Annotated in this window: 38 protein-coding genes and 1 other RNA gene; 3 read left to right on the forward strand and 36 right to left on the reverse strand. The window is 36.9% G+C overall.

Annotated elements, in window-relative coordinates; translation table 11 throughout:
- The 27 genes from NST01_RS15740 to NST01_RS15870 all read right to left on the reverse strand — a co-directional run bounded on the left by NST01_RS15740 (window position 1) and on the right by NST01_RS15870 (window position 14,366).
- A complete protein-coding gene (locus NST01_RS15740) occupies window positions 1–180 on the reverse strand; it encodes a hypothetical protein (protein ID WP_035701870.1) in 180 nt (59 codons plus the stop codon).
- Entirely contained in the window at window positions 180–1,871 is a 1,692-nt protein-coding gene (locus tag NST01_RS15745) for a terminase large subunit (protein WP_341042575.1), read from the reverse strand. Before NST01_RS15745 ends, NST01_RS15740 begins: the two co-directional genes overlap by 1 nt.
- A 14-nt stretch (window positions 1,872–1,885) precedes the next feature.
- Complete coding sequence (locus NST01_RS15750) at window positions 1,886–2,401, reverse strand: phage terminase small subunit P27 family (protein ID WP_144455648.1); 516 nt, start codon at window positions 2,399–2,401, stop codon at window positions 1,886–1,888.
- A 227-nt stretch (window positions 2,402–2,628) separates the two neighbouring features.
- Window positions 2,629–2,994: an HNH endonuclease gene (locus NST01_RS15755; protein WP_341042122.1), complete on the reverse strand. Its 366-nt coding sequence runs from the start codon at window positions 2,992–2,994 to the stop codon at window positions 2,629–2,631.
- A gap of 83 nt (window positions 2,995–3,077) precedes the next feature.
- Window positions 3,078–4,181 (reverse strand): hypothetical protein, encoded by a 1,104-nt coding sequence (locus NST01_RS15760; protein ID WP_341042123.1) that lies wholly within the window; start codon window positions 4,179–4,181, stop codon window positions 3,078–3,080.
- A 165-nt stretch (window positions 4,182–4,346) separates the two neighbouring features.
- A complete protein-coding gene (locus NST01_RS15765; protein ID WP_341042124.1) occupies window positions 4,347–5,027 on the reverse strand; it encodes a hypothetical protein in 681 nt (226 codons plus the stop codon).
- A gap of 83 nt (window positions 5,028–5,110) precedes the next feature.
- Window positions 5,111–5,686: a hypothetical protein gene (locus NST01_RS15770; RefSeq protein ID WP_341042126.1), complete on the reverse strand. Its 576-nt coding sequence runs from the start codon at window positions 5,684–5,686 to the stop codon at window positions 5,111–5,113.
- A 191-nt stretch (window positions 5,687–5,877) separates the two neighbouring features.
- Window positions 5,878–6,456 (reverse strand): DUF4145 domain-containing protein, encoded by a 579-nt coding sequence (locus tag NST01_RS15775; protein WP_341042128.1) that lies wholly within the window; start codon window positions 6,454–6,456, stop codon window positions 5,878–5,880.
- 301 nt (window positions 6,457–6,757) lie between these two features.
- On the reverse strand, window positions 6,758–7,264 hold the full coding sequence (locus tag NST01_RS15780; protein WP_341042129.1) for a hypothetical protein: 507 nt from the start codon (window positions 7,262–7,264) through the stop codon (window positions 6,758–6,760).
- Window positions 7,265–7,411: 147 nt separating this feature from the next.
- The gene (locus tag NST01_RS15785) at window positions 7,412–7,954 is read right to left on the reverse strand and encodes a site-specific integrase (protein ID WP_341042130.1); all 543 of its coding nucleotides are present in this window, start codon (window positions 7,952–7,954) and stop codon (window positions 7,412–7,414) included.
- On the reverse strand, window positions 7,951–8,400 hold the full coding sequence (locus NST01_RS15790; protein ID WP_341042131.1) for an ArpU family phage packaging/lysis transcriptional regulator: 450 nt from the start codon (window positions 8,398–8,400) through the stop codon (window positions 7,951–7,953). The genes NST01_RS15785 and NST01_RS15790 overlap by 4 nt, the downstream gene beginning before the upstream one ends.
- 13 nt (window positions 8,401–8,413) lie before the next feature.
- Window positions 8,414–8,536 (reverse strand): hypothetical protein, encoded by a 123-nt coding sequence (locus NST01_RS15795; protein ID WP_341042133.1) that lies wholly within the window; start codon window positions 8,534–8,536, stop codon window positions 8,414–8,416.
- Window positions 8,537–8,758: 222 nt separating this feature from the next.
- Window positions 8,759–8,941 (reverse strand): hypothetical protein, encoded by a 183-nt coding sequence (locus NST01_RS15800; RefSeq protein ID WP_341042134.1) that lies wholly within the window; start codon window positions 8,939–8,941, stop codon window positions 8,759–8,761.
- Window positions 8,942–8,945: 4 nt separating this feature from the next.
- The gene (locus NST01_RS15805) at window positions 8,946–9,377 is read right to left on the reverse strand and encodes a hypothetical protein (protein WP_341042135.1); all 432 of its coding nucleotides are present in this window, start codon (window positions 9,375–9,377) and stop codon (window positions 8,946–8,948) included.
- Window positions 9,374–9,784, reverse strand: coding sequence for a hypothetical protein (locus NST01_RS15810; protein WP_341042136.1), 411 nt, complete (start codon window positions 9,782–9,784; stop codon window positions 9,374–9,376). Before NST01_RS15810 ends, NST01_RS15805 begins: the two co-directional genes overlap by 4 nt.
- Before the next feature lie 14 nt (window positions 9,785–9,798).
- On the reverse strand, window positions 9,799–10,068 hold the full coding sequence (locus NST01_RS15815; RefSeq protein WP_341042137.1) for a hypothetical protein: 270 nt from the start codon (window positions 10,066–10,068) through the stop codon (window positions 9,799–9,801).
- A gap of 2 nt (window positions 10,069–10,070) precedes the next feature.
- The gene (locus NST01_RS15820) at window positions 10,071–10,463 is read right to left on the reverse strand and encodes a hypothetical protein (protein WP_341042139.1); all 393 of its coding nucleotides are present in this window, start codon (window positions 10,461–10,463) and stop codon (window positions 10,071–10,073) included.
- On the reverse strand, window positions 10,460–10,684 hold the full coding sequence (locus NST01_RS15825; protein WP_059375633.1) for a hypothetical protein: 225 nt from the start codon (window positions 10,682–10,684) through the stop codon (window positions 10,460–10,462). The genes NST01_RS15820 and NST01_RS15825 overlap by 4 nt, the downstream gene beginning before the upstream one ends.
- A 240-nt stretch (window positions 10,685–10,924) precedes the next feature.
- Window positions 10,925–11,182, reverse strand: coding sequence for a hypothetical protein (locus NST01_RS15830; protein ID WP_341042140.1), 258 nt, complete (start codon window positions 11,180–11,182; stop codon window positions 10,925–10,927).
- Window positions 11,183–11,215: 33 nt separating this feature from the next.
- On the reverse strand, window positions 11,216–11,425 hold the full coding sequence (locus NST01_RS15835; protein ID WP_341042141.1) for an XtrA/YqaO family protein: 210 nt from the start codon (window positions 11,423–11,425) through the stop codon (window positions 11,216–11,218).
- A gap of 82 nt (window positions 11,426–11,507) precedes the next feature.
- Window positions 11,508–11,669, reverse strand: a complete 162-nt coding sequence (locus tag NST01_RS15840) for a hypothetical protein (RefSeq protein WP_341042142.1) — start codon at window positions 11,667–11,669, stop codon at window positions 11,508–11,510.
- A 15-nt stretch (window positions 11,670–11,684) separates the two neighbouring features.
- Window positions 11,685–11,819: a BH0509 family protein gene (locus tag NST01_RS15845; RefSeq protein WP_142392784.1), complete on the reverse strand. Its 135-nt coding sequence runs from the start codon at window positions 11,817–11,819 to the stop codon at window positions 11,685–11,687.
- Window positions 11,819–11,962, reverse strand: coding sequence for a hypothetical protein (locus NST01_RS15850; protein ID WP_189318026.1), 144 nt, complete (start codon window positions 11,960–11,962; stop codon window positions 11,819–11,821). The genes NST01_RS15845 and NST01_RS15850 overlap by 1 nt, the downstream gene beginning before the upstream one ends.
- The gene (locus tag NST01_RS15855; RefSeq protein ID WP_341042145.1) at window positions 11,928–12,461 is read right to left on the reverse strand and encodes a hypothetical protein; all 534 of its coding nucleotides are present in this window, start codon (window positions 12,459–12,461) and stop codon (window positions 11,928–11,930) included. The genes NST01_RS15850 and NST01_RS15855 overlap by 35 nt, the downstream gene beginning before the upstream one ends.
- Complete coding sequence (locus NST01_RS15860) at window positions 12,458–12,613, reverse strand: DUF6906 family protein (protein ID WP_341042146.1); 156 nt, start codon at window positions 12,611–12,613, stop codon at window positions 12,458–12,460. The genes NST01_RS15855 and NST01_RS15860 overlap by 4 nt, the downstream gene beginning before the upstream one ends.
- 84 nt (window positions 12,614–12,697) lie before the next feature.
- Window positions 12,698–13,564, reverse strand: a complete 867-nt coding sequence (locus NST01_RS15865; RefSeq protein ID WP_341042147.1) for an ATP-binding protein — start codon at window positions 13,562–13,564, stop codon at window positions 12,698–12,700.
- Complete coding sequence (locus NST01_RS15870) at window positions 13,503–14,366, reverse strand: conserved phage C-terminal domain-containing protein (RefSeq protein WP_341042149.1); 864 nt, start codon at window positions 14,364–14,366, stop codon at window positions 13,503–13,505. Before NST01_RS15870 ends, NST01_RS15865 begins: the two co-directional genes overlap by 62 nt.
- A 74-nt stretch (window positions 14,367–14,440) precedes the next feature.
- On the opposite strand from NST01_RS15870, the gene NST01_RS15875 reads away from it, so the two are divergent.
- Entirely contained in the window at window positions 14,441–14,632 is a 192-nt protein-coding gene (locus NST01_RS15875) for a hypothetical protein (RefSeq protein ID WP_071168557.1), read from the forward strand.
- Window positions 14,633–14,729: 97 nt separating this feature from the next.
- On the opposite strand, the gene NST01_RS15880 is transcribed toward NST01_RS15875, so the two are convergent.
- From NST01_RS15880 to NST01_RS15895, 4 genes are all read right to left on the reverse strand, one after another.
- Window positions 14,730–14,975 (reverse strand): hypothetical protein, encoded by a 246-nt coding sequence (locus NST01_RS15880; RefSeq protein ID WP_341042150.1) that lies wholly within the window; start codon window positions 14,973–14,975, stop codon window positions 14,730–14,732.
- Window positions 14,976–15,051: 76 nt separating this feature from the next.
- Entirely contained in the window at window positions 15,052–15,219 is a 168-nt protein-coding gene (locus NST01_RS15885; RefSeq protein ID WP_341042151.1) for a hypothetical protein, read from the reverse strand.
- Window positions 15,216–15,419 (reverse strand): helix-turn-helix transcriptional regulator, encoded by a 204-nt coding sequence (locus tag NST01_RS15890; protein ID WP_066030369.1) that lies wholly within the window; start codon window positions 15,417–15,419, stop codon window positions 15,216–15,218. Before NST01_RS15890 ends, NST01_RS15885 begins: the two co-directional genes overlap by 4 nt.
- Before the next feature lie 37 nt (window positions 15,420–15,456).
- Window positions 15,457–15,660, reverse strand: a complete 204-nt coding sequence (locus tag NST01_RS15895; RefSeq protein WP_071168555.1) for a helix-turn-helix domain-containing protein — start codon at window positions 15,658–15,660, stop codon at window positions 15,457–15,459.
- Between the two features lie 178 nt (window positions 15,661–15,838).
- Between NST01_RS15895 and NST01_RS15900 the strand changes: the two genes are divergently transcribed.
- Window positions 15,839–16,237 carry a helix-turn-helix domain-containing protein gene (locus NST01_RS15900; RefSeq protein ID WP_151284822.1) on the forward strand — a complete coding sequence of 133 codons (399 nt, stop codon included), beginning with the start codon at window positions 15,839–15,841 and terminating at the stop codon, window positions 16,235–16,237.
- A 231-nt stretch (window positions 16,238–16,468) separates the two neighbouring features.
- On the opposite strand, the gene NST01_RS15905 is transcribed toward NST01_RS15900, so the two are convergent.
- Window positions 16,469–16,591: a hypothetical protein gene (locus NST01_RS15905; protein WP_280513598.1), complete on the reverse strand. Its 123-nt coding sequence runs from the start codon at window positions 16,589–16,591 to the stop codon at window positions 16,469–16,471.
- Window positions 16,592–16,611: 20 nt separating this feature from the next.
- On the reverse strand, window positions 16,612–17,712 hold the full coding sequence (locus NST01_RS15910) for an AimR family lysis-lysogeny pheromone receptor (protein ID WP_341042157.1): 1,101 nt from the start codon (window positions 17,710–17,712) through the stop codon (window positions 16,612–16,614).
- Window positions 17,713–17,964: 252 nt separating this feature from the next.
- Between NST01_RS15910 and NST01_RS15915 the strand changes: the two genes are divergently transcribed.
- The gene (locus tag NST01_RS15915; protein WP_341042158.1) at window positions 17,965–19,032 is read left to right on the forward strand and encodes a tyrosine-type recombinase/integrase; all 1,068 of its coding nucleotides are present in this window, start codon (window positions 17,965–17,967) and stop codon (window positions 19,030–19,032) included.
- A gap of 73 nt (window positions 19,033–19,105) precedes the next feature.
- Here the strand turns inward: NST01_RS15915 and ssrA are convergent.
- From ssrA to rnr, 3 genes are all read right to left on the reverse strand, one after another.
- Window positions 19,106–19,469, reverse strand: a transfer-messenger RNA (tmRNA) gene (ssrA, locus tag NST01_RS15920).
- Between the two features lie 181 nt (window positions 19,470–19,650).
- Complete coding sequence (gene smpB, locus NST01_RS15925) at window positions 19,651–20,121, reverse strand: SsrA-binding protein SmpB (protein ID WP_326115033.1); 471 nt, start codon at window positions 20,119–20,121, stop codon at window positions 19,651–19,653.
- Window positions 20,122–20,260: 139 nt separating this feature from the next.
- Window positions 20,261–22,600: a ribonuclease R gene (rnr, locus tag NST01_RS15930; protein WP_125589640.1), complete on the reverse strand. Its 2,340-nt coding sequence runs from the start codon at window positions 22,598–22,600 to the stop codon at window positions 20,261–20,263.
- Window positions 22,601–22,618: the final 18 nt, after the last annotated feature.

Below are 22,618 nucleotides of genomic sequence, written 5' to 3' on the forward strand. Positions count from 1 at the left end.
TCACCTCCTTCGGCTCATTAAAATTGCTGTAAATATAAAAAAACCACCAGTCACTAAAAGACCGATGATTTCATGTATTTTATAAGCTGCTATAGTAATAAAGATTGCCCCAGCAAAAAATACTAGGTCATTTAATATTGAGTACAGAAAAATCATAACTTGCTTAATGATATTTTTCATTAGAATGAAAAGCCTCCTGACAAAATATACTCATTCAAATCTAAATGATCATCATTTTGACTAGCTCTCACATGAGCGTTTATAAGTGCAGCTGCTGGATCAATACGTTGTGACGACTTTGATTTATCAAGCATGATATTCTCCTGCGCGTCAATCTTTGTGACGGCATTCCCCATCGCCCACGTCAATAGATCATTGTTGTCATGGATTAATTTTCGCGCTTTAGCTTTCTCACGTAAATCTTTGGTCGGCTCAGATAAGGTTTGCACCCCTTGCCTGATCTCGATCATGACATATCCATCAGCTTCCATCTGCTGCGCAAACTGCGTTGCGTTATATGGATCATATCCAATCTCTTTGATTTTCCACCCTTTATCCATTTCCATTTTTTTGATGTACGCACGAATATAATCATAGTCAACGACAGCACCATCAGTAAGAGTTAGCCAACCTTTTTTGACCCACAAATCATACGGTACCTTGTCAGTTTTCATCCTTTCATGAAAAGTATCTTCTGGCATAAAGCCATGCGCTGTAACATAATACATCCCATTTTCGAGTGGAAATTCAAAACTGGCAGCTGTTAAATCAATACGTTTTGATAGGTCAATCCCTGCATAACATTCCTTACCTTTTAAATCTGGTAGACCTTCACTCACCCCGCAATCAGACCATGCCTGCATATCCATATATCCGTTTGATCGCATGTTCACCCAAATATCCATATTTTTTGTGAGGAAATCTCGCATTTTTTCCGGTACATTCAAAGCCATTTCCAAACGCCGTCTTAAATAATTTATGCCAAACTCGTGTTTTGCAAGTATCGGATTTGCTTTTTCCCATTTACTCTCGTCTTTAATATCATCATCTGCATCTAACTCATTAATCATTGCAAAGTAATGGTCATTTTTCTCTACCATATTTGGATCTAAAAGACGAGAAGCAAAATTGTACTCGACACGGTAAGCAGGATTATTCAATTCAGGTCCAGCAGTTGTGATAATTACCATTAAAGGTTGTGATCTTGCTCCCATACCCGATTCAATAACATCATATATTTCTGATGTTGGATGAGCATGATATTCATCAATAATTCCACATTGAGGGTTAAATCCATCTCCGGTTTTCCCGGCATCTTTTGCAAGTGGTGTGATAATTGATTTTGTTTTAATATGTTCAATTGTCCCATATGCTACCTTATATTTTTTAGATGGTTTATTGAGAAGGTCGCTACCCTCAATTTGAGCATTTATTTCTTTCCAGCAAATCTTAGCCTGCTCTTTTTTGGTTGCACCTATATAAACCTCCGACATACTTTCTCCAAGCGCCATTGCTTCATATGACCCAACAGTTGCTAAGCTTTGAGTCTTTGCATTTTTACGGCCAACTTGCCAATACACAGTTGTAAAACGGCGAATATCGGTATCTTTGTGGACCCATCCATAGACATTGCCAAAAATGAAAATCTGAATAGGATCAGGATCAATATTTTCACCTGCTAATGGTCCTTTGGTATGTTTAAATTGAGTCATCCAAAAAAGAAATCTGCGGGCCTTTTCTTCATCGAATACATATGGAAACTCTTCTTTTCCTTCTCGTTCAACATCATTCAAAAAACGCTGACAGGCCCAAATGTGTTTTTGACAAGCTACAATTTTCCCTTGTAGAACATCATTTGAGTAATCAATCATAAACTGCTTAATTGTCACACGTTATCAAACTCCTTTTCAGCAGCCGTCTTTTCCCGAATCTCCTGTGTTTTGGTGATCGCTAGTTTTGCGCGGGCTGATGGAGTAAGACCAAAATCATTTGCAGCTGACTTCATTTGATCAAAGAAGTTCTTTTGTCTTTTCAATAATGGGTGTTCTTCTCCAATCAATTCAATTGGATTTCCGTCCTCATCAAATCCATCTTTATGAACCATGAGTCCATCTTCCTCTATCACCTTTGTAATAGAAATATATTGAGAATAGGCATTACAATAGGCGGCCAACATGCTGATATCTGCCTCCGTTATAATGTCCACTTCCTTTAATAGCTCGGCAATCCGTTTGAATTCCTTTTTAGCAACCTTGTCCAACCAGGATGGAGGTTTAATGTTGTTTGATCGCATTTTCATTTTCTGTTCTTGTTCGGCGCGCATCGCTAGTTCATCTGTGTTTTTCTTATTTGGATTGCCCTGTATTAATTGAAGCGTTGCGGATTTTGCAGGTCTCGGCATATTTTTCACCTCATTCCGTTTCGATTTTTTCAAATTTATGCTTGTTTTTGATCAAATTCGTGATAAGATCGAATTAACAACAAAACCAGTCGTACCAAGCCCTCTCGGCATTTTCGCCGAGGGGGTTTTTCTGTTTTTCGGAAACTTTGAAAAGCGGTGTTTGTTTGCAGACGACGGCTCACCGATCTTCACGAAGCCATTTCCTAGGGATTTAATGCCGGGGGGTACTATGACCCTCGCTTACCATGCACCTTGTTGTGACAGCTATTACACAGGCTTTCGAGGTTGTTTAGGTCTAATCGCTTGCCCCAATCTTGTTTAAGTTCGATCTTGTGATGAACCATGGCAGCAGGTACGACACGATCTTGTTTTAAACAGCTTTGACAAAGGTAATTGTCTCGCATTAGAACAAGTTGTCTTGTCTGTTTCCACTCTTTCGATTTGTAAAAGCTTGTTGATTGTTTATCTCGAACATGTTTGTTGTAATATTTTGCTTCCTGCTGCTTACCATCAGCATGAGTAGGACAATAACCATCCCTAATTAACTCTCTGCACCCTCGCACCTTACATTCTCTTAATGGTTTAGGTGGCATAATTCAACCTCCAAATTTAAACTATTTTTAAATAAAGGAAGATTATAAAAATATAAAAACGCAGCTGTTAACTGCGTTTTTCTTTAATTTTCTTTTATATTTAAAGGACTAATATATTTTTTCTTTTTAAAATCAGGTGTTTCAAATGCATCCCACCAAAATAAAATCTTCTCTTCTTCTGGTAATAACTCTTCTACTCTTAAAATAAAATCAATACAACTTTGTGCAATGTCTATAATTTTATCAGTCTCTAAAGCCATTAATGGTTCCAACTGTGATAATTGATTGGTCTTGTCTATAAAAGCTGAATTATGAATAAATCTATCTCTCAACTTTATGTTTTCTTTTATTTTTTTAAATAATTGTTTAACAGCTTCATCATTTTTTATATGTTGGTGTAACTTAAATATAATCTGCTTAATTATCTGTTTGTCTTGTAAATATTCATCTTGTTCAATTACTTTTTTTACTGAATGACTTACAGCTAGAGTATTATCATTTTTCAAATTATAAAAGTAATAATATAGATAAGATTCTAAAAATGTTATTGAAGCTATAACAAGCTGTCTACTGGAAGTTGACAACCTAAATTGCAACTTTCTTGTTTCTTTATCGTCATTTTCTGCTAAGAGTTGAAAATATACACTAATAAATTCATTCCATATGTTAATTACATCAGCATAATTGAAAAACTCTGGAATTGTAAACGTAATAGGATGAGAAAAGTTAATATCCATCCAATGATGATCTTTGACTTTTACACCATGCACCAAGTGAAATTTTTTAATATCATATATTTTTTGAATATCCTTAACAAGGTATAACCGTCTCTTCTTCTTTTCATAGTTTGATAAGTAAGATCTAAAGAATTCTAATACAGAATCTAAATACTTGGAATCATTGATATCGTCATTATAGAAATAATGATCATTAAATAAATAAAATGCGTATAGAGTATCTTCTAATCTGCCCTCTGGGACAATCTGTGTGTAAGATAATGGATTATATGCTAAGTCCATTGCAATACCATAAAATCTCCCATTTCTATATTGACCATATTTTATAATGTCACCAAATAATCCACAAAGCGTTACTTTATATGCCTTTTTCATATCACTTCTAAATTCTCTGATTTTCTTACTCGATACCAGGTTTTTCAATTCAAGCATTTCATCGTTTGTAATCACTTTAACACTACTTTCGAAATTTAGGATAATAATATTTAATGTATGACTTTACAGACATTATCAAACAAACTCTTTAAGTTTCAATTTATTTCCTGCTACCATTAAAGGTTCTCAGACAAAACGGTTTGCCAAGATCTGGTCAAAATTTTGTCATTCTAGGAGTTCTTAAATTCTACTAATGTACTTTGTTAGTAACTTTCCTCCAGTTGTCATTACATAAAAATCATCTGCTTCTTTTCTTCTATTCTCAAAATCATTTACTTCAGTAGACATGTCAACGGATGAAGTTTTAAATAATAATTGAGTTGCTGCCGCTTTATCTAAAGTCATTAGCACACTTATATCATCTAAGTTATTATGTTTTATCTTAAAAAGAATGTCTGTCAAACCTATTTTCTCTTCTGATTTTTCAACAAATACAGATTGTATAATATTAAAATTAGATATATCCACATCATAAAATTCTTTTAGAGCATTGATAGCAATTAATTCTTCGTGTTTAAGATCATTCCGCATTTCTACAATATCCTTTAATATTGTTCCCATTATCAAACACGATTTACTGGAATTAGACAACAAAATTTTAGAAAATGTATCTGCCACAAATTCAGCTTTAGTCTCATTATCAATGTATTTTTTTAATTTTTCCAATTGAATTCCAGTTGGTTTTTCAACATTACTGAATCCTTTTAAAAACGATTCGAATTTCTTTTGTAGTATTAATTCGGATGTACCGCGAACTAAGTTTATTATTTTTGAAGTATCGCCTAATAGTTGAACATATTCATTATTTAACAATGAATTCTTTTCTTCTAAAAATTCACTAATTTTCTTTTTTATATCCATTTAATTCATCCCTTAATTTACTCAGAATATCCAACAACTAAACTTATTAAATCTCGAAGCTTGACTTATAAAAATTGTGCCTATTAAAGATTAGACTCGATTAATTTCTTCTGTTTTATTTGTTGTTTGACATCATCATAATTCTCTAAACTTTCCCTTAACAAAATTAAAAGCACATATCTCTTTTCAATGATTTTTTTATTTCTCTTAAAAGAGAAATACCAATAAATAATTAAAGCCAAAAAAGGAAAAAAAGCAATTAATAATGCATATTGAATTACTGGTGTGAAATCTCCAATAGAATTAAACAATTCGTCAAAATTAATCTTTTTGACATCTTTACTATCTAGAAATCTCCCAAAAATGTTGCTCATAAATGACATCAAGCTTGAGATCATTGCCATTCCAGCTGACATCATAACAGTTATCATAACCAGTATGATCGAATATGGCTGGCTGAAAAGCGTTTGAGTATCCTTTTCTATATTTATCGTAGCTTCAACCCTTTTTAACATCCTCTTTAATTGGTCTTTATCATGGTCTAAAATAATTGATTTTTTTAACTCTTCATTGCAATCAAAAGTCAAATTATAAATCTTCCCATATCGATCTTCTAAATATTTGTTTGCATATTTAGATTCCCCAAATTTCCTAGTCATTTAATCACCTCAGATTATATATCGACCTGCCATTTGTAAAATTTTATTATTCGCAAATTTTGTCGAACGAAAAAGCGACCTCCGCAATGGAAGTCGCTCTCAAAGTATCACCTAATACCATCATAACCGCTCTTAGACAAAACGCTTTGCCAAAATCGTGCCAAAAGTGTGCCAAATTCAAGTTCTGTTGTTTAAATTGATTTAGACGGAAATTCGTAAACAAGACGCAAAAGCATTTCAACTAACAACAATATTTCTTCCGCATCTTCTTTCTGAATATCTGGTAATTCATGAGTCGCTATGTTACCAGTAAGTCTAATTTTATCAACCCAACTTCTATTATTCCGAGCTATAAATTGATCTGACAAATAATCTACATAGAATTTAAAATTTTCTCCTTCGTCAGCTCCTTTATCAACCGCAATATTCATTAATAGTTTTCTTGCTAGCAAAACTGCCGCATTAAATGAACCTATTGAATAGCATGATCTAACTTCTTCATATAACTTTTCAATATTCTCTTTTAAACCTTTGATTTTCCCGCCTATTTTTGGCAACGGAATTTGCCCTTTATCTAAGTAAACACTTATGATTGACGGAAAATTACAATGCGGACAAATAACAATAGTTGCTACATCACCGTCACCATAATCCTCCACTTTGCAGTAAATTCCTTCATTAGATGCAACATCTCTTTCACAGTATCCGCACTGATACGGTGTGGAATAGATGTAAAATCCAAAATCCCACTTACCTGGTAAAGATTCCATGTAATAACTCCCTGTTAATTTATTGGTTATTTCTTAATTATTATACAGTATATCTATCAATTAACCATATCTATTATTGTGTCTAACTGTGGGAATAGCTGAATCCTTTGTCCCGCTTATTTTTCAGCCATTTTGTTTAAATGAGTTAGACACTTGCTCATTATGAATAGTTGGTGAAAAAGAATTCATTGCACAAAGAAAAAACTCCACCTGGAAAGGCAGAGCCGCAAAGCTATGATTACTCTTTAATAAAATTTAACAGCCTCTCTAAATTAAAAGATTAATGGCTATAATTAATGATTCACTTCACTTGTTTAACACCCAATTTCATGCTTTCTTGTAACGGAAATATAACTTCTTGTTCTAAGCTAACCGGTTGTGTCAGTAATATATAATTTTCATTACGATATTTTTTCATGAATTCTTCAAATCCTTTAATACTAATCCCTGGATTATCTTTTGTAGCTTGTGCTGTAATTATTGTATGGGGTATTGAAGAATTAAACCAATATAAATCATTCAAATTATCAGCTTGTGTCCATGAAACATAATGATTATGGTACAACACTTCTTCATGGTCTATATGTATCCTTCTTAGCTCCCCTGTATATAGTAGGTTTTCTGCAAGTTCATTCGCAACTTTATCCTCACAGTTTTCCCAACCATAAATTCTTTCAAATGCTTTTTTCCATATAATATCTGTCTGATCTAAGTTACTTCTACCGTCCGCTTCTTTAGTGAAGTTCGTCCATTTACGAAACACAAACTCCCATTCCTCAAGTTCAACCAGCAATTCCGATAAATTCATTATTTATCTCCTTATTTATAATTTTTCATACTTACCTATAAATCTATCACATAATACAATATTGAACTTTTTCAGGTCATACTTGCACGAAAAACACGTCAGTATAACACAAGTTTGCAACAAATTAAGGGCACTCAGTTTGAAATGCTACAAGCCAAAGTTGTCCATTGTCCTATCCATTGTATCTTGTGTAATCCCAATGTATCGTAATGTAACATCTGGTGTTGAATGATTGAATATTTCTTGCAGTAGAGCAACATCTTTAAATTTTTTGTAATGCCAGTACCCAAAAGTTTTTCTTAATGTGTGAGTACCTATACTATCAAGACCAACATAATCGGCCGCATCCCTCATAATTTTATATGCGCTGCTTCGACTGATTGGTTTATTGAGTCCTTCTCTGCTCTTAAAAAGATACTCTTGATCATCCTGGCCTTTAATATATTGATCTAGTGCTTTGCGAAGCGTTTTATTTATCTTGATTCTCTTTTCTTTACCTGTTTTTTTCTCCCTCAAAGTCACATATTGTTTTTTCACATCTTTTACACGTAAAAGTAGAAGATCAGATATACGCAACCCTAGATTGATTCCGGCTACAAACAACAGTAGATTTCTTTTACTCCTCTCACCTAAATACTTCTTTATATAATGAATTTGGTCTAAATCTCTTATCGGCTGAACAAAATTCATGATAAATCCCCCTGCTTGTACACTTCTTCTCTAAGTGCAAAGGCCAGTCGATAGTATGCTTTGTTTTTAACACGATAGTAATTCCGCTGGCTGAGGCCCATTTCAGCGTAAATCTCATAATCATACATTTCTTCATCCTGCATATAGAGCATAACTAAAATGCGACGCTCTTTTTGCGTAAGACGATTGATTGCACGCTGAATCCGTTTCATGAATTGATCACGCTCGATTTCCCAATCAATTTTTTTAAGGGCTGCATCCTCGGTCGATGAATGAAACTGATTGGAAAAGCTAGGCGGCGTAATCGTGTAAGTTGTTGTGATCTTCGGAAGAAAGTCTTCTGGAGTTTGAAGCCTTAACATTTTATACTTTTCTAGCATTTTTTCCATCTTTGCTCTAGTTTTTTCCTCGTCGATCTGCGGAATGTCTAAACTTGTTTGATTCATGATAATTCCCCCTTTATTTTCTGCGCATTGCCCCACCTTTGGCTCTTTTAAGTCTTTGCATGTTTTGCCCCATGAGCTCTTTTATCTCTCTTTCTGTAAGCTCCTGCGGGCGTTTCTTCGCCTTTTCCTTCTTCATGGCTGCTCCTTTCCGACAAAAAGAAAACGGACACCAACCAGCACCCTAAAAAGGTGTTGATCAGTGTCCGCAGGCTCTCCGTCTTGGACTTATTTAATTGTATCTATGAAAATATGTTCCCAATCATCGTCACTCTCGTCATAGTTGCTTTGTATGAAAAAATAACAAGCAGGTTTATCTTTAGACTCAAACAATGTTTCATCTGTTCTTTTGTCATACACTCTATACTGATTCATTACATATCTTCACCCATTCTTTGAGTTTTTCATAATCGGCTGGGCTGATATTAACATCAGCAACCCCACAATATGCACAATGGACCTCACCCGGATGCTCTAATCTTTCAAGATATGTCCATTCATCACAATCTTCACAGTAATAGCTGTGCAAGTCTTCTGCTTTCATTCCGCTACCTCCGCCATGTTTCTTCCTCATGATTTCCAGATGCCAGATCCTTTGTTTTCCCCATCGGTTTATAGCACTGCTTGCAATAGGCTTTTGTTCCTCCGTGGTGCGACAGGCCGTCATACATAGCGCCTTGTTCTTCTTCTAAATCTCCGGCTGAATTGTAGTAGATGTGAGCTGAGCCGGTTACTCTCTCTTTCGTGTAAAATCCATCAACACTCTTGCAATGAGGACATACGATTTTAACGGGAAGTACATCTATTTCCACCTCATCACCGAACACATCGTCATCCAATAAAAGAGTCCATTTGTCTTCGTGATGGCGTTCGCCTCTTTCTAAAATATCTTCTTTTGTTTCTGCAGCTGTTTGGAGAAGGAAGCCGCTCTCATTGATTATTTTCGCATCGTCAGGTAGGTTTGATAGTTTGATGGTCATTTTTTCACCTCAAAAGCTGGCGTATAGATATGGCCTTTTACACCTGTCCAATTGCTTTTTTTGTAGATCGTCATTTTGATACGGTGCGTGCCAGCAGTATGGTTGACGATGTAAAACTCTTTTGCTGGCGTGGCGGTCTTGAATGATCCAACGAGACTAAACCGCTGATCTTTCCATTTGCCGCTCACCTTCTTTTGTAACGTGAAACGGTAGTATACTGTCTCATTGCCTGTTTTACGTGCCGTGACATCAATGCTTTTGGCTCTCGGTGTGTATGAGTTGGCATCCGTTGATACGCTGACTGTATGCCCTCCAATTGTTTTATATCCGCTCGTTACTGCTTGAGCAGACGGCGCATAAAGCACCGCAGCCACAATAATAGATAGTGTGATTAGTAGTTTTTTCATAATGTTCCCCTTCCTCATATCAAACTGCCGTCTACTGCCAGCATCATTTCTCCTTCGCTGGTTAAATCCTCAAGGACTTCTTCAAATGGTATTAATTCTTTATCTTCTCCAGGAATGCGGCTGAATTTCGCTGCTGCATATAGTCCTGTCACTTCTTTGATGTTCTCTGCAAGTTCTCCCTCTTCATCATCGGCGACAACATCAGTATAGATTGTCATAGCATTCTCTTTGGTTTTTGCTTTGATCAATGCGTAATATGGATCATGCACCTCGTAAAATTTCATCTTCATTCACCCTCCGTTTTCACTTTAAAACCCGCTGTCAAAGCGTGCTGATAAACTAGACTTGCACTCAATACGTGATGTTTTACAGCATCTTCACTACTGCTCCAGTCATCATATTTCCCTGCCATCGCTTCGTATTTTTGTGAGATATGATGATCATAGCGAGCTTGGAAAGCCTGTTCTTTTGCAAACTGGCGGTTTAGTTCTTCGATTGGAAATGATCGTGATTCGTCCTTTAATGATTCAGTATCAATATTTAAGACCTGCAGCATCCAAATAAGAGTAGCCATGCCGGCAACAGCTTCTTTATCCGCTCCATTCGAACGAACTCCTCTTTCTCCAAAGTCGTTCATTCGCTCAATGATTTGCCGTTGTTGCTTTTTATTGAGCTTCATCCGCTTATCTCCTTTAAGTCTGCGTATTTTGCTACATGCCCGCACTTGCTCTCCCAAGTGTGAACACTCCCATAAAAGCCATCTTCGGCATGTTGTGTGAGTTGAGGCTCGCACATTTCGCATCCACATGTAGGGCATTCCCAAAGCACATTTAATTCTCTAAAACCGATCAAGCAACCATTTGAGTCACGATCAGGAATAGTTATTTTTTGGGTGTTCATACCTTCTCCTCCTAATCATTCTTAAATACTTTTAAAAATACGAACACAAGTTCTCATTTTTGGTGTATAATATGTTTATTCTTAAAAGAGGTGGTGATAAAAATGAATCTTAATAGAGAAAATGTAATCACTAGAATTACGAAATATTTCAAAGATTTGCTGCAATCTTTAATTACTGCTCTCAATTCAATATCTTTAATTATCGTTGGACTAGCAGGGGAATAATTCCCTGCTTGTCTATTATCCAATTCCGCTCATCAACCCAGCGATCACGATAAAGGACATGAAAGCCAGCAGCGTGAAGATGACAGGTCCGTTTGACTCACGCTTTGCCATGACTACATTTCCTTCGATGATCAGATCAGGGCAACTATCAGCAAGCACCGGTACGAAAAATTCCGGCACGCCTATATATGCAGCTGCATCATCAATCGTCATTGCTTGATTTTTGCAGGCTTTGACTGCCTGTGAAAGCTCGACATGTTTAGGTAAATTCATGGTATTTCCTCCCCCGCAGGGGATGAACCCCTGCTATCGTTTAGTTTTATAACTGAAATCAAATCTAACTCGTTCAAAACTTCCTTTAATCGTTTCAATGATTGTGTGACCGTGTTCGGGAGCCTCTATGTAATGCGCTGTGTTGTTGATCCCGTCCAGCACGATCACTTGTACCTTGCCTTGTTCAACTAATGTTGTGAAAGGCTCGTTTTTTGTTAATGAGATAGTCTGCGGTCTATTCACAATCTTCACTCCAATGTGATATAATTAAGGTTCCTAAGCTTAATTACTCACATTGAACTGATGTGAATTCTTACCGTTGAGACTAGACGGATTGATCTGTGCGCTGCCAACGCCAGTCTTTTCGTTTGAGTCTCTTTTTATATGGCTTGGGTGGATGTTGCTGCCTATAAGCTGCTAGTTCTTCCTCTGACATAACCCACGCTTTCACTGGACCCGATTTGTATGGATTTTTTACTTTTTCCAATAAGCTCACCTCCTCTTATTCGTCACGCTGCGGAACGTTGAGATTATAGATTCTTTCGAGTTCTTTGTCTGATAGTTTTTCGCAATATTCGCGACCAACGTTTGTGAGACTCAACCACTCGATCATTAACTCTCTTTCGTCACTGGTCATCACTTGATGCCTCCTCTCTTTTTGAGGTGGCGAACTGCTGCTGTTTTTAGCTGTGTCGGACAATCTTCATATCTCGCAATCACTTCCAGCTGACGCGCTGTGGCTTTCTCAAATGGCAGCAACAAGGCGCTTTTTTTCTTCACGTAGCTTGTCCCCCTTTCCAAAAATCCCTCCCTTACGTGGTTCGATTTTGCCTAACTCGGCTTGATCTATAATCAGCAACAGGATGTCATCGACATTGCGTGCTAAACGATTTGCAATGTGTCTGATAGGCTCGTGGTCCTGCCACATTTGTCTAAATAAAATGATGTCTTTTTCATCAAATATGAAATCGCTGTGCGGACAAGCATAGTAAACCGGTTGCTGTTCAAACAACTTGCGTAATTCTCTCTTCTTCACGCTCATGGCGCTTTTTTTGATATACATTAGTTTATTTGCCCCGACACCGTTCGGACGCTCCTTGATCTTTCCACGCTTGCTGAAATCAATCATCAGCATTAACACTTCTTCTTCTGGCCTGCGAAACAGCTCGGCCATTTCACTCAAAGACCTGCCTTCGTACCAGTAATCCAAAAACCTCTTGAGGCCAACAATGGTCCATTCGAAATTGAAATCTTCTAAAATGATTCTAGTAGCACTCACTTTGCAATTTCCTTTCTGCGACCGACCTCTCTGTGTACAACGTGCACAGATGTCGTCAGATTCTTTTCTACGATCCAATAAAGTGGGTTCAACCCATTTACTACTAAAATCTTTCTTTCGGCTCTCGTGGGCTTTCTACCGCCTTTTTTCATGATCGTTCCTCCTTGTGTTTTTTTATAGGCTATTAAACTAGCAATTTTGGACGCTATTGAATTGCTGATGGTCATAGTTTTCTCCTAAAATGGCAATTCTTCGTCACGCTTATCAAAGGTGTCTTTAAACAAAATGTATTTAGACTTTTTTGTCATACGTAATACAAGTTTTGTGTCGTACATTTGTTTTAGTTTGTCCCCTGTTAAATTGGATGTGTAAATCGTTGATTTATCCTGTCTAGCCGATGTGACTGCATAAAGTATCTTGTGAATAAAGTTAGTGGCTTCGCTCTTTGAATGTTCAGATCCCGTTTCAGCACCAACATCATCAATCACTAGATAATCCACATCACCTATAAGCCCAGTTACATAACCTTGTGTGAATTTGCTTTCTTTGTTGTTGAAAGAGTCTTGAATTGCAAAAGCAGCATCAGCAAGGTTTATAAACAAGCATGATCTGCCCATATCCTCAGGGTTGTCTGGATCAGGCGGCACATTGAGAGCTTTAAGTGCGGCATAAGCTAGATGACTCTTCCCCACTCCTGGATGACCTTGCAGAAAGATATTAAACACTTTTCCTTGTTTCAAATAACCGACAAGCTCCATCATGAGGCGTTTGTTTGCCGTTTCCTCTGGCTCAGTCACTTTGTAATTATCAAACGTTGCTTTCGCAATAGTCCTGTCTCGGAAGATACTGCGCTTCTCCAGCATGTTGAAATTCTTTGTACGCTGGCTAAACTCGATCTGCCTCTCCAAGTCTTTTTGAATCTTCTTTTCATTCGCATCTAGTTCACATCGTGGGCAGATTATTTTGCCATTGAGGATCATCATGCGAACAGGCTTGATGACATCCTCGTTCCCTCTTGTGAATGTGTGTTTATTGCAGTATTCAGAATGGAAGGTCATTCTTGCGTTTAAGGCCTCCGCCGCCACTGATTTGATGCTCTGCACGCTTTATCACCTCATCACTGTGATTTAAGTAACCCTCGAATTTGGTTCCAAATAGTGTTTCAGGTCGGAGGTATTTACTCATGTCTGGGTTATTACGCCATTCATAGCATTTGGACAAGATCACTTTTTTAAAGTCATCGAATCTAAATCCCTCGTTCCATCGTGCTCTTATGTCTTTTTGTGTCTTTGGGGTGGTTGTTCTGAATTTCTTACCTGACATTTGATTCAACAGATCAACAATCAGCTTGAAAGGAATTTCTGTTTTTTGAGTTTTTGGATCATCAACAGTCGGGTTGCCCGACAATATATCTTTCTTTTCTTTTTCTTTTTCTTTTTCTTTTTCTTTTTGTCCACTTGTCGTTGACGTGTCGTGTAACGTATCGTTAGCGTGTCGTTCAAACAATTCCCTAACGCTCGCATTCTCAATTTTTGGATACAGTGCACTCACGAGAGATTTGTCTTTAACCTCATTTAATTCTTTAGTGACACAGTCTAATATTGGTTTTCCACCTTTGTTCAAGTTGTATTTAGGCCAATTCTTTATTGCCATTTCCCTAGTGTTATTGTTGTAAAGTATCAGTTTGTGATGATTTTCGAAGCGATCCATCAAGCTATTGACCGACTCAATAGAGTACCCTATATCAAAAGCTATTTGCTTCTTAGTTATCGTATAAATTCCAATTTGAGTCGTATTAGGATTAGTAATGAGATACAGAAAAAAATACCTATCCTCAGGTGTCATTTCTTCCGTCACTTTTGGATCTTGCCAGAAAGTTGTTTGAACATGTCTGAACTTAGCCATAAAGAAACCTCCTTTCATTTCTCATAATTAGATAAAAATGGTATAATCTCCCTCGTAGGAAGGGAGGTGTAACCATGAAAAGCAGAGAAGAACAAGCACATGATTTTGCACTCGCAGTTGTAAAATCAACTACCATTGAACGTAAAGCAGCAGATCAAATTGCCGAGTTTAAGCTAGAGTTATATAAATCAGCCTTCAAACTATTTATCAACTCTAAAGATACTGAATTAAATGATCATATAAAATCTGGAAATTTCACTTTGTAACCAACTGAATAGGAGTGAAAGGAATGACTTAAAAACACGATTTACATCCCTTTCCCTCCTGTTATGAAGTTCATCATCTGTCACAGCTGAGAGGAGATTATGATTGATTTTGTTCATCAATAAATTTTTTTAAGTCTTTAAGAAATTGATTATACTTTTCAACACCTAAATTCTGACTGATGAATAAGAACTCCACATTCAACGTACTTGGTGGAATAGATGTAACATCAAGTTCGCCAATCGTTCGTTGTTTAATTTCGTAACCAGAAATACCCACATATTTGAAGAGTTTAGAATCAACCTCTGTTGCAGCAGGGGTTGTTTTCATTTGTTTTTCGTTCATATTAAAACCTCCATATGATTTTCTTAAATAACTTTTCCGAAAGAGCTTGTCCTTTTAAAAAAATGAAACAAAAGTTTCAATCCTCTTTATTTCCTTCCTTCTTTACAGGCGTGTAATACGGTGCTACTGCCTCGGTAAAAAGTTTTTCTCGATCTTCTGTTCCAAAGAAAACTTCTCCGAGAAACAAATTGCTTTTTTTCTTTTTCTTAGCGCCAACTTTAGGTTCACTTGTTTTTTTATTCATGATCTAACCTCCGCCTTATTAAATAATTCCTCCACTTTTTGACCAAAGAAACTTGCAATAGTTAAAGCTTCATCAAGCAGAAAATCTCTTTTCCCAGTTTCTTTCAGATGATAAGTTTGTGGGTGTGTTCCAATCAATTCAGCTATTTCTCTTTGAGACATCCTTTTTTCCTTACGGGCAACAAATAGATTTAAGTGCATTTATTCATCCTCCTTTTTATTCCTGTCAGGTATAATATTAACCAAAAAAAAGGTTGGCTTTTATACCAATATGCTCTGAAATCCTTTCAAGACTCTTAAAGGTAGGAGAGACCTTTCCATTTTCAAGTCTAGATATATATGAAGCGGTGAACCCTAAAGTCTTTGCGAACTCTTCTTGTGAAAGTCCGCTCTCAATTCGTTTCTTTTTAAGCATTCCCGATAACTCATTTAAATTAATCATAAAACACCCCCTAACATACCTGACAGGAATATAAAATGAATATACCACACAGGAATATTCTTGACAAGTCTATTTTTCCGCAAATATTCCCGCGCGGAAAGTCTGTATGGTATAATAAACAACAAATAATACATAAAATATATAAGGTAAAACTGTTCCCATAGAGGTGGTTAAAAAAATGGAGAATCGGATGATTGGATTTACAGTTAAACGCCTACGGCTTAAAAAAAACAAAACTGTTGAGGAAGCAGCTAAAGAAATTGGTATCTCACAAAGTTATCTTTCTAGGATCGAAAATAACTCTCAGGCACCTTCTCTTAAAGTGATAAATCAAATAGCAGACTATTTTAATGTTCACAGTTCTTATTTATTATTTGATGAAGACAGCTTAAACAGCTTTGATGAGAGCGAAAAAGAATTATTGTCAAAAGAAAACATTAATATCGATGATTTAAAAAAACTAAACATTGTTCATGATAATGGTTCAAAAATTACAGAAGAAGAATTGCAATATGTCATAGATCGCTTAAAGGAATTGAGAAGCCTGAAAGAAAGCTATCTGAAAGATAAAGAATAACTTATTTTTTTTTGCCTTGCGCCGCTTTTTCTTTTAAAATTTCTCTTTCTATTTTCTTTAATAATTGCTCATAACTAGACAAAATAAGGAACTCCTCTCAAGATAATGTTCTACGGTTTCCTAATTTCCTATTTCCTCAATTTAGGGTAAGTAGGAAATCCCCTTAAAAAGTACGAAAGACGTTACCTAGCTTATAGGTAGCGTCTTTTTGATATGTACTATATAAAAGTTTTATACACCTGGTCTAACATCTTTAGTTTCATAAACATTTTCTGCTTGTGAATGAGGTAATAAAGCAACTGTAGAGATAAATAATCCTAGTAAGGAACATGTAATTACTAGCTTTTTTCCCAAGATTAAACACCTCCTTATTTCTAAAGTGTATATGCAAAATCTAATTTCATCAATTCTTTTTTTGGAAATGTTGCTCGAAATTTCTCGTAATCTTTCTCAAAGTAATGTATAGATAGAAGCAACTTCTTTTCGGATTTTTCTTTCATACCGTCTAAAAACATTGCATATTTTCTTAAGTTAGGTTCATTATAAAAACGTACCAAACCTTCATTTGTTATCAATGATTGGGTAAATTCGTTCACATTGTAAGCAGATTCTATTTCTTTGCCCCAATAATATTGCAGAATTGCGATTTCCATTTTATTTTCTACTAAATCTGAATCTCTGTCGTTATATTTCTCCATTAGAGTTAGCATTTTTTTATAATAGTGTAAAGACTCATCATATGATTCCAAGAAATAAGATAGACCTAATGTGTGATAAGCTGTCATATTATGATTTTCACTATAATCTCTAGCAAGAATTTTTTTGGCTACTATTCGAGCCTTTTTGATGTTTTTATTTTGTTTCAAATAGATATTTGCAAGCACTTCATCAATCCTTGCTTGGAAAGAAATTTGAAGAAATGGATCATTTAGTTGCTCTATTAATTTTTTGATAAGTTCAATTCTATAAAGTGTGATCTCAAAATTTCGATTAAGAAAATAAGTATACATATGAATAAATTCTAAGACTATTTGAGATTCAATGTGTTCTGTTTTAATTTGTTTTAGTCTCTCAATAGATTCTAGTTTTTCATAGGTAAAACGTGAATCCAAAACAAATCTATAAACATTTGATAGCTCACAAAAATAAGGACCCCTATCTCCATTTAAGGAAATCAATTCTTCAACAAAATTATATTCTTGCTTTGAATAAAAATATTCAAGAGCAGCAGCGTAATTAGATTTCTTAATACCTTGTGATACATATAACTTTAATAAAGTAGCTTCATTACTTTTATCGATCGTCTGAATAATTTTACGAGCCATCCAAAAGGCAATTTCTTTTCCATTTATAAATTTGCTAAAATAGCTATCACTTATCCCAATCTGCTTTGCTATCACTTTTTGGTTAGTGCCACTTGATCTCAATATTTGTTGTAGATAAGCCCTCATATTTTTCGCTGTTAATATATTCATGACATCACCTTTTCGAATACAAATTTACCAACCATTTAATTAGAAGTGTGTCGATTTCTGACGAACTTATTTAGAATTTTTTGATTTCTTAGTTGTTACTTTGTTTATTTAATTCTTTATTATACCATATTTTACACGTTTTTCTTGATGACATAGTCGTATTTTCTATAAACAAAACTTTTTAAAAAACAAAAATGGTGTTATCTTTATAAATAATCTAAGATAAAATGGAAATTTGTTAGAGGTGAAATGATGCCTGTATATAAGGATAAGAAAACCAATACATATTACTTTGCAAAGAGAATCACTTTAAGTGACGGAACAAAAAAACAAGTGAAACGCAGAGGCTTTAAAAAGAAGAAAGATGCCCAAGAGGCCGAAGCAGAGTTACTACTCGGCTACAATGATGAAAAAGTAGCTGAGATTACTTTTCAAGAAGCTGCTCAATCTTATTTCGACTGGTATCAAGCTCGACGAAAAAAGTCATCAATTCAGGTGATTAAAAATATCATCTTCAACCACCTAATACATGAATTTGGACAAATGGAAATAAAGAAAATTTCTCCAAGACATGTAATGCTTTATCAAAATAAAATCATTAATAAATATGCTCCTGATTTTCTCAAAAAAATCCATTCTACCTTATCAGCCGTATTCAACTTTTCAGCGAAGTATCATGGTACTGAGAATAACCCGGCGAAAGTAGTTGGTAATTTTGAAGTAACTGTTAATAAAAGGTTGAATTATTGGGAGTTTGAAGAGTTTAAAACATTTATAAGTGTGGTGGACGATCCATTGTATAAAGCATTCTTTTCCACGCTTTATTTTAGTGGAGCAAGAAAAGGAGAGTTGCTTGCCTTAACATGGGCTGATGTCAATTTTGAAGAAAATTATATAGACATTAATAAAACGGAGTACAATAGAGAAATTACCCCTCCAAAAACATCCGCATCGATAAGAATTATTTTGATGCCAAATCAAGTAATGGATTTATTAAAGGGCATAAAAAAGGACGCTGAAAAAATAGCGCCAGTTAAAAATGATTATAGGGTTTTTGGAACGTTTTACGATAGTATAGCTACCAGCACTATCGACAGACGTTATGCAAAATATTTAAAAGAATCGAATGTCAGAAAGATTGTTATTCACGAATTCAGACATTCTCATGCCTCATATTTAATAAATAAGAATTGTAATCCTTTGGTGCTAGCCAATCGTTTAGGGCACTCAGATGTTGCAGAAACTTTAAACACTTATAGCCATCTGTACCCTTCCAAACAAAAGGAAGTTGTGGCTTTCATGGAAGAAGAAATTTTCTAAAATGATGCCAAAATGATGCCAGACCCGCACCAAGGGCTTTCAAACCCTTGATACGACTGCATTCTAAAAGTTTTGATGGAGACGGTGGGAGTCGAACCCACGTCCAGAGACATCGATTACTTAAGCGTCTACGAGCGTAGTCAACATATTTACGTGTTCACTCATCCTCATGCCTGCTGACGGGCGCTTGGAGAGCTAGTCTGATGGATCTCTTCTTACGTCCTCAGACGAAAACGTAAGCGTAGCCTACTTCATTGGGCTCCTCACAGACACATAGGCGATGTCAGGAAGAGCTCGCTGCGCTTATTAGGCAGCTAGTGCTAAGTTTTGGTTAAAACTTTTAGTTTTGCCAGTTACATTTAGGTGCGTGTTAACGAGATCGCCTCTCGGCTCGCAGCCTAAGCTCGAACCATCCCTGTCGAATCCGTAACGTCCCCTTGTAAAAGGGATATACGGGATGGAAACGTTCTTTCGCTTAACTGCTTCCGTATATGACTATTATAACAATCTCATCGCTCGAAACAACTGGTGGTTTCTGTAAAAAGACGACGATGATTGTTTACTGCATAACATATTGTAGCATAATGCTTCCGCTCTCAGCAAGCCATCTGCACGCGTCTAGAATTGCTTTTGCCGGTCACGGAAAGCTCGCTCGATTTCACGTTTCGCATCTTTTTTCTTCAGATCTTCACGTTTATCATATTTCTTCTTCCCTTTACCGACTCCAATTAGCACTTTGGCAAAGCCATTTTTCAAATAGAGTTTAATGGGAACAAGTGAGTAGCCCTCTTCCTTTGTCGCACCAATCAATTTACTGATTTGTTTGCGGTGGAGCAGCAGCTTTCTCGTTCTGAGCGGATCATGGTTATAACGGTTCCCCTGCTCGTATGGGCTCACGTGCATATTGTGAAGAAACACTTCTCCTCGTTCGATTTTGGCAAAGGAATCTTTTAAATTCACTTTTCCTGTTCGAATGGATTTGATTTCAGTTCCTTGTAATACAAGGCCGGCTTCGTATGTTTCTTCTATAAAATAATCATGGTTGGCTTTTTTGTTTTGGGAAACAACCTTTCCCTCTCCCTTTGGCATTGGCGTACACCCTCCTTTTGACACAGACACGGTCCAAATCGTACGGATTATTTTATCAAACAATCCAGCTTTCGACAATGCTGCTGCCACGTGGTCAAAAAGCAAATAGAGCGTGATGCCCTATTTGCTTTTTGTCACGTTACTTTTTCTTTTTGCGCTTTTGTTTCGGTGCGTTATCAAATACGCGTTTTTTCTTTTTCTTCTTTTTACGACCTGTAAACCAGTCGCCGCCTTTATCCTCTTTGCCTTTTTCCGCAGAGGCCTTTTGACCTCCGCGTCCTTTTTTGGCTGGTGGATCTGTCCGTTTTTTGAACTTGAAGTCTTTTGGTGATTTACGGCGAGTGCCTTTCATCCCGACGATTTCAAAATCAATGGAATGCTCATCTTTATTCACACTCACCACTTTGACAGTAATTTCGTCACCGATACGGTAGACATTCCCTGTACGTTCACCAATCATGGCAAAGTGCTGTTCATCAAAACGATAGTAGTCGTCAGTCATGTAGCTTACATGGACAAGACCTTCTATCGTATTCGGCAGTTCAACGAATAGTCCGAAATTCGTGACGGAACTAATCATACCATCAAACTCTTCACCGATTTTATCCAGCATAAACTCTGCCTTTTTCAGGTCATCTGTTTCGCGCTCAGCATCAACAGAGCGGCGCTCCATTGTAGATGCATGATCTGCGATTTCTGGCAGCAGTTGGCCCCACTTTTCAAGGGTCGCTTCGTCTGTCTTTTTCTCTATTAAATAGGTTCTGATCAGCCTATGCACGATTAAATCCGGGTAACGGCGGATCGGTGATGTGAAGTGTGTATAGAATTCCGTTGATAATCCAAAATGTCCAATGCTTTCTGGATCATACTTCGCCTGTTTCATAGAGCGAAGCATCACAGTTTGAATGACGACTTCTTCTGGTTGATCACGGACGGCATCAAGTACACTTTGAAGTGCGCGCGGGTGAATGTTCGTTGACGTCCCTTTGACGATGTAACCAAACGTCGTCACGAACTCTAAAAAGCGCTGAAGCTTCTCAGGATTTGGTTCTTCGTGAATTCGGTAAATGAACGGAACATTCATCCAGTGGAAATGCTCGGCAACTGTTTCGTTTGCCACCAGCATGAATTCTTCAATTAGTTTTTCGGCAACAGAACGTTCACGAATGACGACGTCTTTTGCTGCGCCTTCATCATCTACAAGCACTTTTGCTTCCTTGAAATCAAAGTCGACTGCTCCGCGCTCCATTCGCTTGTCACGCAGAATTTCTGCAAGCTTCTCCATCTCTTGGAACATTGGTACTAACGGCTCGTATTTGTCTAAAAGCTCTTCATCTTGGTCAACTAAAATCTTATTCACATCGGAATAGGTCATTCTTTCCGTCGTTTTGATCACACTTTGGAAAATTTCGTGTTTGACGACTTTCCCACTTCGATCAATGATCATTTCACAAGAGAGTGTGAGACGATCAACCTTCGGATTCAATGAGCAAATGCCATTTGACAGGCGATGAGGAATCATTGGAATGACGCGGTCAACAAGATACACACTCGTTCCGCGCTCATAGGCTTCCTGATCAATCGGCGAATTCTCTGTAACATAATGAGAAACGTCTGCAATGTGCACGCCGAGCTTATATTTGCCATCATCGAGCTTTTGCACGGTTACGGCATCATCTAAGTCCTTTGCATCTGCACCGTCAATCGTCACGATCGTTTCATTGCGCAGATCACGTCTACCTTCAAGATCCTTTTCATCGATCGTTTCAGGTGTGTCTGCTGCCTGCTGGAGCGCTTCTTCCGGAAACTCACCTGGTAGACCGTGTTTATGAATAATCGATAAAATATCGATGCCAGGGTCATTTTTGTGACCGAGAATTTCCGTCACTTCACCCTCTGCACTCATTCTTCCTTCTGGATAGCTTGTCAGCGTGACAACGACTTTATGACCTTCAACCGCTCCGTTTTTAGCGGATTTTGGAATGAAGATATCGTTTGTGATTTTTTTATCATCAGGAATGACAAAACCAAAACTTTTCGTTTCTGTATAGGTACCGACAACCGTCTGAGTATTACGCTCCAGAATACGGATGACCGTTCCTTCTTTTTTGGTGCCATTTGATTTGTGGCTGACACGAACCATGACGGTGTCGCCATTCATTGCTGTGCCTAGCTCATTTGGCGGAATGAAAATATCATCCTGCCCAAACTCTTCTGGTGTCACAAATGCAAATCCTTTTGCATGCGCAGACAGCTTCCCTTTTACCAAGTTCATTTTTTCCGGTACACCATAGCGGTCGCTGCGGGTACGGACGATAAGCCCCTGATCCTCTAATATCACAAGTGCTTTGACGAGCTCTTTATAATCATCTGGATTGGTAATTTCCATCATGACTTCTAATTCCTGTACCGTTAATGGTTTGTACGCCTCTTCTTGCATAAACGCAAGTAATTCATCCATAAATTCTTCTTTTTGCACACTCTAACCCCCTATATA

Origin of the sequence: Bacillus sp. FSL R7-0166 (assembly GCF_038008935.1) — a bacterium.
Lineage (GTDB): Bacteria > Bacillota > Bacilli > Bacillales > Bacillaceae > Bacillus > Bacillus altitudinis.